We start from the raw sequence: 12,808 nt of genomic DNA, 5'->3' as shown, positions 1-12,808 counted from the left end.
CTAGTGCATAGTTGGTTTTGTGCTAGGAGAGTATCCGATCGCAGGTCGGCGCGCAGCGGAGATTGCGGCCAGTGTGGAGCGCGCGGTGGGCGCCGGTGAGCTGGAGCCCGGTCAACCGCTGCCTCCCATGCGGGAGTTGGCGCAGCACCTCGGCGTCAATCCGAACACGGTCGCGGCCGCCTACCGCACGCTGCGCGACCGTGGCGTGATCGAGACGGCCGGGCGGCGCGGCACCCGGGTGCGCCCGCGGCCCGCCACGACGGCGCGGGTCGCGATCCGCACGGACGTGCCCGAGGGCGTGCGGGACGTCTCGCACGGCAACCCCGACACGGCGCTGCTGCCCTCCCTCGCGGACGCGTTCGCGGCGGCCGGGCGGCAGGCCGACGAGCGGCCCGTGCTGTACGGGGAGGACGCCGTGGAGCCCGAGTTGGGGCGGTACGCGCGGCTGGCCCTGGACGCCGACCGTGTTCCCGAAGGGCCGATCGCCGTCACCTCGGGGTCCCTCGACGCCATCGAGCGGGTGCTCGCCGCGCATCTGCGGCCGGGGGACGCGGTGGCCATGGAGGACCCCGGGTGGGGCAGCCTGCTGGACCTCGTACCCGCGCTCGGGCTGCGGCCGGTCCCCGTTGGCGTCGACGACGACGGGCCGCTCCCTGACGACGTCGGGCGGGCGCTGGCGGGCGGGGCCCGCGCTCTCATCGTCACCGACCGGGCGCAGAACCCGACCGGGGCCGCGATCACCGCCGCGCGCGCGGGTGCGCTGCGGCGTGTGCTCGAGGCGTATCCGGAGGTGCTGCTGGTCGAGGACGACCATGGCCACGGCATCGTGGACCTTCCTCTGCATCCGTTGGCCGGGGCCACGAACAGCTGGGCCTACGTCCGGTCCACCGCCAAGGCGTACGGGCCCGACCTGAGGCTCGCCGTCCTCACCGGGGATCCCGTGACCGTCGACCGGGTCCAGGGGCGGCAGCGGCTCGGGCCGGGCTGGGTGAGCCGGCTGCTGCAGCGGGCCGTGCTTTCGCTGTGGACGGGTGCGGCGGTGGACTCTCGTGCGGTGGCGGCCTCTTACGCCCGGCGCCGGGATGCGTTGATCGGGGAGCTCGCGGGGCGCGGGATCGCGGCGTACGGGCGCAGTGGCCTGAATGTGTGGGTGCCGGTGCCGGACGAGACCGGGGCGGTGGCGCGGCTGCTGCACTCGGGGTGGGCGGTGGCGCCGGGGGCGCGGTATCGGATGGGGGCGGGGCCGGGGGTGCGGATCACTGTGTCGACGGTGGGGGAGGGAGAGGTCGGAGTGTTGGCGGGGGCGGTTGCTGGGGCTGTGGGGGTGGGGCCGGTGCGGCGTTACGACTGATGGGTGTTCTGTTGGTGCGGCCCGGGTGCTGGGTGTTGGGTTTGTGGCTGGTCTCCGCTTGGCGCTGCGGTGGGGCTCCGGCGTGGGCCTCCGGCGTGGGGCTCTGTGTCCTGGTGGCCCTCTCGGTGAGGTTTGCTGCGTCGTGGTGTGCGTTGGGGGTTCGCCTGCCCGGCGACGGGGTGCCCTGCGCCCACCCGTGCCGCCCTGCGGCACGACTGCCCGCAGGGCGGAGGCGTTGCGGTGCGGCTGTTCGCGGGGTGGGGGGCTGTTTGTGGTGTGGCTGTCCGCAGGGCGGGGGCGTTGCGGTGCGACTGCCCGCAGGGCGGCAGGGGTGCGGTGCGGCTGTTCGCAGGGTGGGGGGCTGTTCGTCGTGCGGCTGCCGCAGGGCGGGAGGCTGATTGAGATGCGGCTGTCCGCATGTGGGGGTGTTGCGGTGGGGCTGTTCGCAGGGCGCGTCGTCAGTGGTTTGATCTGCGTCTGCTCGTGTCGCAGGGGGTGCGGGTGCGTCAGGGATGTTTGTGGCCGGGCCTGGGTTGGGTCAGGGATGCGCCTGCCAGGACTATCAGGGCGCCGATCGGTGTCGACCACGTCAGGGGCTCGCCGAGCAGGGCGACACCTGCTGCCGTGGCGATGACCGGGATGAAGTACGTGACCATCTGGGCCGTCGTCGGGCCGACCTCGGCGACCAGGCTGAACTGGATCATGAAGGCCAGGCCGGTGCCGAGGGCGCCGAGCGCGATGACCGCGAGCAGCGGGACGATCGGGAAGTGCGTCGGCACGGACGTGAACAGCGGGGTCACCAGGGCCAGTTCAAGGGTGGCGACGAAGAGCTGGGCGCCCGCGAGCGAGAGGTTCGAGGAGCCGGAATCGGCCAGCGTGCGACGGACGTAGATCCAGCCGATGGGGTAGCTGAGCGAGGCCAGCAGGGCGAGGGCGGTGCCCAGCGGGTCGAGGCCGCTGAAGCCCTGCCAGGCGCCCAGCACCGTGAGCACCCCGAAGAAGCCGATGCCGAGCCCCGCGACCCGGCGCCGCGTCGGCCGGTCCTCCGAGAGCGCGACCAGGGAGAGCGCCATGCCCCACAGCGGCGACGTCGCGTTGCAGATCCCCGCGAGCGTGGACGGGATCGTCAGCTCGGAGTAGGCGAAGAGCGAGAACGGCAGCGCATTGAGGAAGAAGGCCGCGACTGCGAGGTGGCCCCACGTGCGGGCCCCGCGCGGCAGCCGCTCCCGCTTCAGCGCGAGCACCGCGCCGACCACCACGGTCCCGAACGCGAGCCGCCCGAGGGTGACTTGGAAGGGGGCATAGCCGTCCGTGCCCACCTTGATCAGCAGGAAGCTGAAGCCCCAGACGAGGGAGAGGACGCCGAAGCGGATGCGCCAGTCGAGGCGCGGCCGGGTGGGGGCCGTCCTGGTGAGACGGTCCAGGGGCTCGCGTGTGGCGGGGCGAGCAAGGGCTGAGGGGGCGGGGGCTGAGGGCGCGGGGGAAGCCGTGGCGTCTGCGGCAGCGGTGCTCATGAGCTGAACGATGGCTCAGTCAATGTCTTAGTACAAGCGATATTTCGTGCGGGGTATCGCGTAGCATCGCTTACATGTTGAACCTGGAGCGCCTGCGTACCCTCGACGCCCTCGCCCGGCACGGCTCGGTCAGCGGCGCGGCGGCGGGGCTGCACGTCACGACGTCGGCCGTGTCGCAGCAGATGACCAAGCTGGAGCGGGAGGTCGGCCAGCAGCTGCTCGCGAAGAACGGGCGCGGGGTACGGCTCACCGACGCCGGACGGCTGCTCGCCGACCACGCGGCGCGGATCCTCTCCCAGGTGGAGCTCGCCCAGTCCGACCTGGAGGAGCAGCGCGGCAAGGCCGTCGGCGAGCTGCGCATGGCGGCGTTCCCGACCGCTATGCGGGGGCTGTTCCCGGCCACGCTCTCCGCTCTGCGCGCCGAGCACCCCGGACTGCGCGTCTCCTCCCAGGAGTTGGAGCCCGCGCAGGGCGTGAACGCGGTTGTGCGCGGCGACATCGACCTGGCGGTGGTCCTGGACTGGTACAACAAGCCGCTGCCGCTCCCCGACGGCCTCATGAAGGCGGCGCTCCTCGACGACCCGGCCGACGTGGCGATGCCCGCCGCGCACCCCCTCGCCGACCGAGCCGAGGTGGAGCTCGACGAGTTCGCCGAGGACGAGTGGGTGACCTGGGGCGAGGGGGAGTTCTGCCATGAGTGGTTGATGTTCACGCTGCGCTCCAAGGGCATCGAGCCGCGCATCGCGCACCGTGCGGAGGAGCACCACACCCAGCTGGCGCTCGTCGCGGCGGGCCTCGGCGTGTGCGTGGCGCCCCGCCTCGGCCGCGACCCGATGCCCACGGGCATCCGCACGGTCCCGGTCCGCCACCGGGTGCGCCGCCATGTGTACGTGGTCTGGCGCACCGACGCGGACCGCCGCCCCTCGATCAGGGCGGCGGTCGAGGCGCTGCGGGCGGCGGGCGCGGGCTTGAGGTAGCCGTCAGCGGTCGCGGTGTTGCGGTAACCGTCGCCGGTAACCGTCGCCGGGAGCCGGGAGCCGGGAGCCGGGAGCCGGGAAGCCGGGAAGCCGGGAAGCCGGGAAGCGGGGGGGGGGCGCCGTGGTCGAGGAGCCATCAGCGGGACGGCAGCTCCGCCAGCTTCCGGAAGTCCCAGGACGCGACCGTCTCCGGCGTAAGACGCGCCCAGGCGTGCCTGCCGTCGTGCACCATCGCGTCCAGGTCGAAGTTCTTCTTCGCGAACTGCCGTTCCACGGCGTCGAGTTCGGGGCAGGGTTCGCCCGTGCGCGGGATCTCGCCGACGAACTCGACGGTGCCGGCGAGCTCGACGCCGCGCAGTTCCCCGTACTCCTCGCCCGCGTCGACCACCACCGCGACCCGGCCGTCGCGGCGCAGGTCGGCCCAGCGCTTGCTGCGGGTGACGGAGTACAGCCACAGCGAGGTGCCGTCCCAGGCGAACCAGAGGGTGCTGACGTGCGGGGCGCCGTCCTTGGACACCGTCGCCACCCGGCAGGTGCGCTCCGTGGCGAGGAACGCGTCGAGCTCGGCGGGCGACATCATGATCTTCCGGCCCCTGCGCTGTGTGACGGCCATGCGTCCTCCGTTGCCTCGGCTGCCGCGTCGGGTCCGTCCGACCGGAAACTCCGGTGCCGGGCCCGACCTCTGACTCCTCGTCAGAAAGTTGCCGTGCCGATGATGCTGGCTCTTCCTTCGGTGCGCAATGGCCGTTAGCCTCGCGCGCCATGCCGACGAACGAACAGCTGAGGGAACTTCTCGAACCCGCCACCACGGCCCTGTTGACCATCGAGTGCCAGCAAGGCGTCGTGGGCGGCGAGAGCGCGCTGCCCGAACTCGCCCAGGAGGCACGGGAGTCGGGGGCGCTCGACCGGGTCGCCCAACTGGTGTCCGCCGCCCACCGCGGCGGGGTCCAGGTGCTGCACGCCGTCGCCGAGCGGCGTCCCGACGGGCGCGGCGCCAACCACAACGCCCGCCTCTTCCGCGCCGCCGCCCGCCTGCCCGTACAGCAGCTCTCCGGCTCGGCGGCCGTACAGATCGCGCCGCCCATCGAGGTCGCGGAGGAGGACATCGTCGTACGGCGGCTGCACGGGCTCTCGCCGATCGCGGGCACCGACGTCGACCCGCTGCTGCGGAACCTGGGCTGCCGCACGCTGCTGGTCACCGGCGTCTCCGCGAACGTGGCGATACCCAACGCCGTGTTCGACGCCGTGAACCTGGGCTACCGCGTGGTCGTGCCCGCCGACGCCATCGCGGGGGTGCCCGCCGACTACACGCCGGTGCTGGTCCGCAACACCCTCGCCCTGGTCGCGACGGTCACGACCACCGAGGACATCCTCGGGGCGTGGAAATAGCCCCGGATCAAGTACCCGGCGGGAGCAGCTAGTTGTCGCCCAGCTCGAGCGCGTCGCCGTCCACCTTCACGGACAGCGCGGGCAGCGGCTTCGGGGCCGGGCCGTGCCGCACGCTGCCGTCGGCGACGGCGAACCTGCTGCCGTGGCACGGGCAGTTGATGGTGCCCGAGGAGACGCTCGTGACCGCGCAGCCTTTGTGCGTGCAGCGGCTCGAGAACGCCTTGAACTCGCCCTCGGTGGGCTGGGTGACGACCACGCCCGCGTCCTTGAAGATCTTGCCGCCGCCCACGGGGATCTCCGACGTCGTGCCGAGCGTCTCACCGGCCGCCCCGGCGGGCTGTGACGTGTCCTTGGAGCCGTCGTCGCTGCCGCACGCCGTGAGGGCCGCGGCGACGCCCGCCGCGCCCACGGCCGCGACGACGGTGCGGCGGGACGGGGTGGGCACCCGGGCGGGGTGGTGTTCTGGGGGAGTAGTCATGCCAGGGAGTACGAGGCCGGGCCGTTCCGTGTTCAGAGGCAGCGCCGTTCCGTGGTCGGACGGTCAGTAACCTGGGGCGATGCTCACCGAAGTCACGGCGGTCCGCTACGTCACGCCCCTGCGTGAGGGCGGCTCGCTCCCCGGCGTGGTCGAGGCCGTGGACGCCTCCGGCTCGTACGCCTCGTACGTCATGAAGTTCACCGGCGCAGGACAGGGCCGCAAGACGCTCGTCGCGGAGGTGATCTGCGGGGAGCTCGCGCGCGGGCTCGGCCTGCGGATGCCCCGGCTCGCGCAGATCGAGCTCGACCCCGTGCTCGGCCTCGGTGAGCCCGACCCGCAGGTCCAGGAGCTGCTCAAGGCGAGCGGCGGGCCCAACCTCGGCATGGACTTCCTGTCCGGGGCGCTCGGCTACGACCCGCTCGCGTTCCCGGTGGACCCGGGCGCGGCCGGGCGGGTGGTGTGGTTCGACGCGCTCATCAACAACGTGGACCGCTCCTGGCGCAACCCCAACCTCCTGGTGTGGCAGGGCGAGCTGTGGCTCATCGACCACGGCGCCAGCATGATCTGGCACCACAACTGGCGCACCGCGCAGACCGCGGCGGCCAAGCCGTACGACGCGTCCGACCACGTCCTCGCCCCCTTCGGGCCCGCCGTGGCGGCCGCCGCCGAGGAGCTCGCGCCGCTGGTCACCGAGGAGCTGCTGACCCGCGTCACCGCCGAGGCGCCGGACGCGTGGCTGGTGGACGAGCCGGGCTTCGACAGCCCCGACGCCGTGCGCCGTGCCTATGTGGCGACGCTCCTGGAGCGCGCCGCGACCATCCATGAGCGGATCACCCTTCCCGGAGTGACCGGGGCCGAGCCGAAGGGCGCGAGCAAGTGAGCGAGCGGGAAGTCAGCGCGCGGGACGTCTTCGAGTACGCGCTGGTGCGCGTCGTGCCGCGGGTGGAGCGCGGCGAGCAGTTCAACGCGGGAGTCGTCGTCTACTGCCGCGCCAAGTCCTTCGTGGCCGCCCGCACCCACCTCGACGAGGCCAGGCTGCGGGCCCTCGACCCGGCGGCCGACGTGCGCGGGATCAGGGCCGCGCTCGGCGCCGTCGAGCGGATCTGCGCGGGCGGCGAGCAGGCGGGGCAGGCCGAGCGCGACGACGCGGGGAGGCGCTTTCGCTGGCTGATCGCGCCGCGCTCCACCGTCGTGCAGCCGGGTCCGGTGCACACCGGCCTCACCGCGGATCCCGGGGCCGAGGTGGACCGGCTCCTGGAACTGCTCGTCAAGTAGTGGATCACAGCCCCCGGCGGGCTGATGGATCACAGCCACCCGGTGGGCCGTTGACACCGGGTGCCAAGGCTTCTAGCGTCTCGTCTGCTGAGGTACTAAGCGGTCGCTCACCTATGGGTCGGACCGCAGAGCCGTATCCCTAGGGCGAGGAGAACCAGCATGTCCACCACAGAGCAGCGCGTCGCGATCGTGACCGGTGCGGCCCGCGGCATCGGCGCCGCGACCGCTGTGCGGCTCGCCGCCGAGGGCCGCGCCGTCGCCGTGCTCGACCTCGACGAGGCCGCCTGCAAGGACACCGTCGCGCAGATCACCGCGGCGGGTGGCAAGGCGATCGCCGTCGGCTGCGACGTGTCCGACGAGGCGCAGGTCGAGGCGGCCGTGGCGCGCGTCGCCGAGGAGCTCGGCGCGCCGACCATCCTGGTCAACAACGCGGGCGTGCTCCGCGACAACCTGCTGTTCAAGATGAGCGCGAACGACTGGGACACGGTCATGAACGTGCACCTGCGCGGCGCGTTCCTGATGTCGAAGGCCGTCCAGAAGCACATGGTGGACGCCAAGTTCGGCCGCATCGTCAACCTCTCCTCGTCCTCGGCGCTCGGCAACCGCGGGCAGGTCAACTACGCGGCCGCCAAGGCCGGTCTGCAGGGCTTCACCAAGACCCTCGCCAAGGAGCTCGGCAAGTTCGGCGTCACCGCCAACTCCGTCGCCCCCGGCTTCATCGTCACCGAGATGACCAAGGCCACCGCCGAGCGCGTCGGCATGGGCTTCGAGGACTTCCAGGCCGCGGCCGCCACGCAGATCCCCGTGCAGCGCGTGGGCCGCCCCGAGGACATCGCCAACGCCATCGCCTTCTTCACCGGCGACGCGGCCGGCTTCGTCTCCGGGCAGGTCATGTACGTGGCCGGCGGACCGCTCAACTAGGGCCGGGAGACAGGCACATGAGCACTGAGAACTCTGAACTGCCCGCGCTCTCCGGCAAGGCCGCGATCGTCACGGGTGCGAGCCGCGGCATCGGCTACGGCATCGCGGAGGCGTTCGTCGCGCGCGGCGACCGCGTCTGCATCACCGGGCGCAACGAGGACGCGCTCAAGGAGGCCGTCGAGAAGCTCGGCGCCGACCGGGTCATCGGCGTCGCGGGCAAGGCCCACGACGAGGCCCACCAGGCGGTCGCCGTGGAGCGCGCCATGGAGGCGTTCGGGCGCGTCGACTTCCTGGTCAACAACGCCGGTACGAACCCGGTGTTCGGGCCGATCGCGGAGCTCGACCTGAACGTCGCGCGCAAGGTGTACGAGACCAACGTCATCTCGGCGCTCGGCTTCGCCCAGCAGACCTGGAAGGCGTGGCAGAGCGAGCACGGCGGGGCGATCGTCAACATCGCCTCCGTCGCAGGCGTCTCGGCCTCGCCGTTCATCGGCGCGTACGGCATGAGCAAGGCCGCCATGGTGAACCTCTCGCTGCAACTGGCGCACGAGTTCGCGCCGCTGGTGCGGGTCAACACGATCGCGCCCGCGGTCGTCAAGACCAAGTTCGCGCAGGCGCTCTACGAGGGCCGCGAGGAGGAGGCGGCCGCCGCCTACCCGCTCGGCCGGCTCGGCGTGCCCGAGGACATCGGCGGCGCCGCCGCCTTCCTCACCTCGGCGCAGTCCGACTGGGTCACCGGCCAGACACTCGTGGTCGATGGCGGCATCTTCCTCAATGCGGGCGTCGGCTGACGAAGTCCGCACGGCGACACCTAGCGCGCACAGGTGACGTAAACACGCATCAAGTACCCCGTCGGCACGCCGAGTTGGCACGGCGGGGTACTGCGATATGGTCTCCCGATCCCCATGGCATGGCCGATCGAGGAGCGAGCGCGTGTTCAGTGGAGTTCCCCTTGCGAAGGCGGTCGGGCCGCGCGCTCTTGCGGCGCTCGCGGCCCTGACCCTGGTCGCGGGTTGCGGGGTCATCTCGTCGGACGGATCCGACGAGGAGGAGGACATAACCGTCGGTACGACGAGTGCGCCCAGCACCCTCGACCCGGCCGCATCCTGGGACGGCTCGTGGGAGCTGTACCGCAACGTCTACCAGACGCTCCTGAGCTTTCCCGGCGGCGCCGTGGAGCCGGAGCCGGACGCCGCCAAGTCCTGCAAGTTCGCCGACGACTCCAACATGGTGTTCAGCTGCACGCTGCGCGACGGCATGAAGTTCTCCGACGGCGACGCGCTGGACGCGGCGGCCGTGAAGTACTCGATCGACCGCATCCGCAAGATCGCGGACGCCGGGCGCGTGAACGGCGGACCCGCGGGCCTCCTCGGCTCCCTCGACAAGGTCGAGACCAAGGGGGCCGACACGGTCGTCTTCCGGCTGCGCAAGCCCGACGCCACCTTCCCGTTCGTCCTCTCCACCCCGGCCATGTCCATCGTCGACCCGGACGACTACCCCGCGGACCGGGTGCGCGACGACGGCCAGATCACCGGCTCCGGGCCGTACGCCCTGAAGGCGTACGAGAAGAAGAGCCGCGCCGCCCTGGTCAAGAACTCCCACTACCAGGGCGCGGCCGACATCAAGAACGACGCCGTCACGATCCGCTACTTCAAGGACTCGGCGTCGATGGTCGGCGCGCTGCGCAAGAAGGACATCGACGTGACCTTCCGCGGCCTCGCCTCCCAGGACGTCGTCGACGTCCAGGCGCAGCACAAGAAGGACGGCCTGCAGCTCTTCGAGGGCTCCGGGGGCGGCACCAGCTTCCTGGTCTTCAACCCCAAGGACCCCTGGGCCGCCAAGCTGCCCGTGCGGCGGGCCTTCGCGCAGGTCATCGACCGCGGGGCAATCGCGCACAAGGTCTACAAGGACACCGTCGAGCCGCTGTACTCGATGGTCCCCAAGGGCGTCACCGGGCACGCCACCGACTTCTTCGACGACTACGGGGCGCCCAGCGCGGCCAAGGCCAAGAAGATCCTCTCCGCCGCCGGGATCAACCGCCCCGTGCCGCTCACGCTCTGGTACGTGACCGACCGCTACGGCTCGGAGACGGCGCCCGAGTTCAAGGAGATCAAGCGGCAGTTGGAGGAGTCGGGCCTCTTCAAGATCACGCTGCGGAGCCGGCCCTGGGACACCTTCGAGCAGGGCTACAAGAAGGGCGAGTACCCGGTCTTCGGCCGCGGCTGGTTCCCCGACTTCCCGGACGCGGACAACTACATCGCGCCCTTCGTGGGCGAGCGGAACGCGCTCAGCACGCCCTACGCCTCGAAGAAGATCACCGAGGAACTGCTGCCGCGTGAGCGCCGCGAGGTCGATCGGGGCAAGACCGTGGCGGCGTTCGAGGACGCGCAGAAGGCGCTCGTCGACGACGTGCGGCTGCTGCCGATGTGGCAGGGCAAGCAGTACATCATGGCGAGCGAGGAGATCGCGGGCGGCGAACGCGCCCTCGACCCCTCCGCGATCATGATGATGTGGGAGCTCCAGCGGAAGACCAGCTGGTAGCGGCCGCCGCCGTCGCGGGGTGCGGGCGGCGGGCGACGGACGCGGTTGTCAGTGGCCGCCGGTAGGTTCTGTGGTCGGAAGTGACCGCACACCGGAGGTTGTTGACGTGACCGACCCCTTGAACGCAGCCATGCTGCCCGCGTCCTGGCGCGGCGTCCTCGGCGAGGAGCTGCAGAAGCCCTACTTCAAGGAACTCACGGAGTTCGTCGAGGAGGAGCGGGCGAAGGGACCGGTGTTCCCGCCGCGCGAGCAGGTCTTCGCCGCCCTGGACGCCACGCCCTTCGACCAGGTCAAGGTCCTCGTCCTCGGCCAGGACCCGTACCACGGCGAGGGGCAGGGCCACGGCCTGTGCTTCTCCGTGCGGCCCGGAGTGAAGACCCCGCCCTCCTTGCGGAACATCTACAAGGAGATGAAGGAGGAGCTCGGCCACCCCGTGCCGGACAACGGCTATCTGATGCCCTGGGCCCAGCAGGGCGTCCTGCTCCTGAACGCGGTCCTGACGGTCCGCTCCGGAGAGGCCAACTCCCACAAGGGCAAGGGCTGGGAGAAGTTCACGGACGCGGTGATCCGCGCCGTCGCCGACCGCCCGGACCCGGCCGTCTTCGTGCTGTGGGGCAACTACGCGCAGAAGAAGCTCCCGCTCATCGACGCGGAGCGGCACGCGGTGGTGAAGGGCGCGCACCCCTCGCCGCTGTCCGCGAAGAAGTTCTTCGGCTCGCACCCCTTCACGCAGATCGACGAGGCGGTGGCGGCGCAGGGGCACGAGCCGATCGACTGGCGCATCCCGGACCTGGGCTGAGCCGTCGGCTCACCCCAGGTCGTAGTCGAAGGTGTACGGGACGGTCGGCACCCCCTCGCGCGCGGTGAAGCTCCCGGAGCCGCTCAGCCCGGCCAGCGCACCGGAGCCGGAGCCGGGCAGCACGGTGAACGCGCAGCTGATGGTTCCGTCCTCGCCGAAGGTGCCGCGCTGCTCGATGACGAAGGAGCCCGAGCGGCCGTCGACGCTGCCGTCGAGGAACTCGTAGCCGGTGAAGGCGCCGGTCTTCTCCGTCGTGTAGGCGATCGTGTACTCGCAGGCGGTGGCCGCGGATTCGATGCCTCCGGTGAAGCCGTTGACGACGGCGGCGTGCGCGATGCGCGCGCCGCCCTCGGCGCCCGCGACGGGCTGCTCGTCCCAGGAGGCGAAGGTGAAGGTGCCGGTGGTGGTCTGGTGGCGGGGCATGCGAAGCCTTTCCGGTACGGAGTCGGGGAGTGGGCCCGGTGCGTCCGTCGGGCCCTGAAGAGCACTCTCCCGCCCGTACCTGACACCTTCTGTCAGGTACACGGGCAGACTTGAACCCATGCGCGCCGACCGGCTCCTCGCCCTCCTCCTGCTGCTCCAGAACCGTGGCCGGCTGACCGCGCCCGAGCTCGCCGAGGAGCTGGAGGTGTCGGTGCGCACCGTCTACCGCGACGTGGAGGCGCTCTCCGCCGCGGGCGTCCCCGTCTGCGCCGAGCGCGGGCCCGCGGGCGGCTTCCGTCTCATGGACGGCTACCGCACCCGCCTCACCGGCCTCACCGACGACGAGGCGGACTCGCTCTCGCTGGCCGGGATGCCCGCGGCCGCCGCCGAACTGGGGCTCGGTGCCGAACTGGCCACCGCCCAGCTCAAGCTGGGCGCCGCGCTCCCCGCCGGGCTCGGCGAGCGGTCCCGCCGCATCCAGGAGCGCTTCCACCTGGACGCGGCCGGCTGGTTCGTGGCCGCTGACCCGGCCCCGCTGCTGCCCGGCATAGCCGACGCGGTGTGGCGCCGGCGCCTGCTGAGCGCCCACTACGCGCGCTGGGGCGGCGAAGTCCGGCGCACGCTGCACCCCTTGGGGCTCGTCCTGAAGGCGGGCAACTGGTACCTGGTGGCCGCCGCCGACGGCACCCCGCGCACATACCGGGTCACGCGGTTCCTGGACGTCACGGTCCTGGACGAACCGGCCGCGCGCCCCGAGGGGTTCGACCTCGCCGCCTACTGGCAGGAGGCGTCCCGCGACCTGGCCGCCCGTGTCCTGCGGGGCCGGGCGCGGCTGCGGGTCTCCCGGGCGGGGCTCCGGCTGCTGCCCGCGCTGTTCGGGGCGGCGGGGGCGCGGGCCCACGGGTCGGCGGGGGCGCCGGACCCGGACGGCTGGGTGGAGGTGGACCTCGAGGTCGAGACGCTGCCCGTGGCCGTCGCCGACATCCTGCGCCTCGGCCTCCAGGCCGAGGTCCTCGGCCCGCCGGAACTCCGCACGGCCGTCGCCCAGACCGTCACCGGCCTGGCCCAGCGCTACGCGTGAGCGCCCCGCCGCCGCCCGCGCCTGACCGCGATTGTCAGTGGCGGCGGCTAGCGTCGTCA

Annotated in this window: 14 protein-coding genes; 10 read left to right on the top strand and 4 right to left on the bottom strand. The window is 72.1% G+C overall.

Translation table 11 applies throughout. From position 1 onward, the window contains the following. Positions 1–19: 19 nt before the first annotated feature. Entirely contained in the window at positions 20–1,351 is a 1,332-nt protein-coding gene (locus tag ACFWYM_RS35305; protein ID WP_384846613.1) for an aminotransferase class I/II-fold pyridoxal phosphate-dependent enzyme, read from the top strand. Between the two features lie 506 nt (positions 1,352–1,857). Here ACFWYM_RS35305 and ACFWYM_RS35300 read toward each other — a convergent pair. Further along, positions 1,858–2,865: a DMT family transporter gene (locus ACFWYM_RS35300; RefSeq protein WP_384846611.1), complete on the bottom strand. Its 1,008-nt coding sequence runs from the start codon at positions 2,863–2,865 to the stop codon at positions 1,858–1,860. A 74-nt stretch (positions 2,866–2,939) separates the two neighbouring features. On the opposite strand from ACFWYM_RS35300, the gene ACFWYM_RS35295 reads away from it, so the two are divergent. Continuing rightward, positions 2,940–3,842, top strand: coding sequence for a LysR family transcriptional regulator (locus tag ACFWYM_RS35295; protein ID WP_384846609.1), 903 nt, complete (start codon positions 2,940–2,942; stop codon positions 3,840–3,842). Between the two features lie 136 nt (positions 3,843–3,978). On the opposite strand, the gene ACFWYM_RS35290 is transcribed toward ACFWYM_RS35295, so the two are convergent. Beyond that, positions 3,979–4,455 (bottom strand): pyridoxamine 5'-phosphate oxidase family protein, encoded by a 477-nt coding sequence (locus ACFWYM_RS35290; RefSeq protein WP_384846607.1) that lies wholly within the window; start codon positions 4,453–4,455, stop codon positions 3,979–3,981. A gap of 149 nt (positions 4,456–4,604) precedes the next feature. Between ACFWYM_RS35290 and ACFWYM_RS35285 the strand changes: the two genes are divergently transcribed. Then, on the top strand, positions 4,605–5,231 hold the full coding sequence (locus ACFWYM_RS35285; RefSeq protein WP_384846605.1) for a cysteine hydrolase: 627 nt from the start codon (positions 4,605–4,607) through the stop codon (positions 5,229–5,231). Positions 5,232–5,259: 28 nt separating this feature from the next. Here the strand turns inward: ACFWYM_RS35285 and ACFWYM_RS35280 are convergent, their stop codons facing one another. After that, positions 5,260–5,709: a Rieske (2Fe-2S) protein gene (locus tag ACFWYM_RS35280; RefSeq protein ID WP_384846603.1), complete on the bottom strand. Its 450-nt coding sequence runs from the start codon at positions 5,707–5,709 to the stop codon at positions 5,260–5,262. Between the two features lie 79 nt (positions 5,710–5,788). On the opposite strand from ACFWYM_RS35280, the gene ACFWYM_RS35275 reads away from it, so the two are divergent. The 6 genes from ACFWYM_RS35275 (at position 5,789) to ung (ending at position 11,245) form a co-directional block, all read left to right on the top strand. Beyond that, complete coding sequence (locus tag ACFWYM_RS35275) at positions 5,789–6,589, top strand: HipA family kinase (RefSeq protein ID WP_384846601.1); 801 nt, start codon at positions 5,789–5,791, stop codon at positions 6,587–6,589. Then, entirely contained in the window at positions 6,586–6,984 is a 399-nt protein-coding gene (locus ACFWYM_RS35270; protein ID WP_384846599.1) for a DUF3037 domain-containing protein, read from the top strand. The genes ACFWYM_RS35275 and ACFWYM_RS35270 overlap by 4 nt, the downstream gene beginning before the upstream one ends. Positions 6,985–7,143: 159 nt before the next feature. Continuing rightward, entirely contained in the window at positions 7,144–7,905 is a 762-nt protein-coding gene (fabG, locus tag ACFWYM_RS35265; RefSeq protein ID WP_384846597.1) for a 3-oxoacyl-ACP reductase FabG, read from the top strand. Between the two features lie 17 nt (positions 7,906–7,922). Then, positions 7,923–8,696: an SDR family oxidoreductase gene (locus tag ACFWYM_RS35260; RefSeq protein WP_384846595.1), complete on the top strand. Its 774-nt coding sequence runs from the start codon at positions 7,923–7,925 to the stop codon at positions 8,694–8,696. 97 nt (positions 8,697–8,793) lie between these two features. Continuing rightward, the gene (locus tag ACFWYM_RS35255) at positions 8,794–10,446 is read left to right on the top strand and encodes an ABC transporter substrate-binding protein (protein ID WP_384846593.1); all 1,653 of its coding nucleotides are present in this window, start codon (positions 8,794–8,796) and stop codon (positions 10,444–10,446) included. Between the two features lie 130 nt (positions 10,447–10,576). Continuing rightward, on the top strand, positions 10,577–11,245 hold the full coding sequence (gene ung, locus ACFWYM_RS35250) for a uracil-DNA glycosylase (RefSeq protein ID WP_384846664.1): 669 nt from the start codon (positions 10,577–10,579) through the stop codon (positions 11,243–11,245). A 9-nt stretch (positions 11,246–11,254) separates the two neighbouring features. Here the strand turns inward: ung and ACFWYM_RS35245 are convergent, their stop codons facing one another. Continuing rightward, complete coding sequence (locus ACFWYM_RS35245) at positions 11,255–11,668, bottom strand: DUF3224 domain-containing protein (RefSeq protein WP_384846591.1); 414 nt, start codon at positions 11,666–11,668, stop codon at positions 11,255–11,257. 118 nt (positions 11,669–11,786) lie between these two features. Between ACFWYM_RS35245 and ACFWYM_RS35240 the strand changes: the two genes are divergently transcribed. Then, a complete protein-coding gene (locus tag ACFWYM_RS35240; protein WP_384846589.1) occupies positions 11,787–12,749 on the top strand; it encodes a helix-turn-helix transcriptional regulator in 963 nt (320 codons plus the stop codon). The last annotated feature ends 59 nt before the right edge of the window (positions 12,750–12,808 follow it).

It is taken from the genome of Streptomyces sp. NPDC059009, assembly GCF_042740175.1.
GTDB lineage: Bacteria > Actinomycetota > Actinomycetes > Streptomycetales > Streptomycetaceae > Streptomyces.
Note: the sequence above shows the minus strand (reverse complement) of the source record. Positions and strands in the feature narration are given on the sequence as shown.

What these genes read in the sequence shown, in the direction of transcription:
- ACFWYM_RS35240 (WP_384846589.1), top strand. Translation starts at nt 11,787, where the DNA reads ATGCGCGCCGACCGGCTCCTCGCCCTCCTCCTGCTGCTCCAGAACCGT.
- ACFWYM_RS35300 (WP_384846611.1), bottom strand. Translation starts at nt 2,865, where the DNA reads ATGAGCACCGCTGCCGCAGACGCCACGGCTTCCCCCGCGCCCTCAGCC.
- ung (WP_384846664.1), top strand. Translation starts at nt 10,577, where the DNA reads ATGCTGCCCGCGTCCTGGCGCGGCGTCCTCGGCGAGGAGCTGCAGAAG.
- fabG (WP_384846597.1), top strand. Translation starts at nt 7,144, where the DNA reads ATGTCCACCACAGAGCAGCGCGTCGCGATCGTGACCGGTGCGGCCCGC.
- ACFWYM_RS35295 (WP_384846609.1), top strand. Translation starts at nt 2,940, where the DNA reads ATGTTGAACCTGGAGCGCCTGCGTACCCTCGACGCCCTCGCCCGGCAC.
- ACFWYM_RS35290 (WP_384846607.1), bottom strand. Translation starts at nt 4,455, where the DNA reads ATGGCCGTCACACAGCGCAGGGGCCGGAAGATCATGATGTCGCCCGCC.
- ACFWYM_RS35245 (WP_384846591.1), bottom strand. Translation starts at nt 11,668, where the DNA reads ATGCCCCGCCACCAGACCACCACCGGCACCTTCACCTTCGCCTCCTGG.
- ACFWYM_RS35280 (WP_384846603.1), bottom strand. Translation starts at nt 5,709, where the DNA reads ATGACTACTCCCCCAGAACACCACCCCGCCCGGGTGCCCACCCCGTCC.
- ACFWYM_RS35275 (WP_384846601.1), top strand. Translation starts at nt 5,789, where the DNA reads ATGCTCACCGAAGTCACGGCGGTCCGCTACGTCACGCCCCTGCGTGAG.
- ACFWYM_RS35255 (WP_384846593.1), top strand. Translation starts at nt 8,794, where the DNA reads ATGGTCTCCCGATCCCCATGGCATGGCCGATCGAGGAGCGAGCGCGTG.
- ACFWYM_RS35260 (WP_384846595.1), top strand. Translation starts at nt 7,923, where the DNA reads ATGAGCACTGAGAACTCTGAACTGCCCGCGCTCTCCGGCAAGGCCGCG.
- ACFWYM_RS35285 (WP_384846605.1), top strand. Translation starts at nt 4,605, where the DNA reads ATGCCGACGAACGAACAGCTGAGGGAACTTCTCGAACCCGCCACCACG.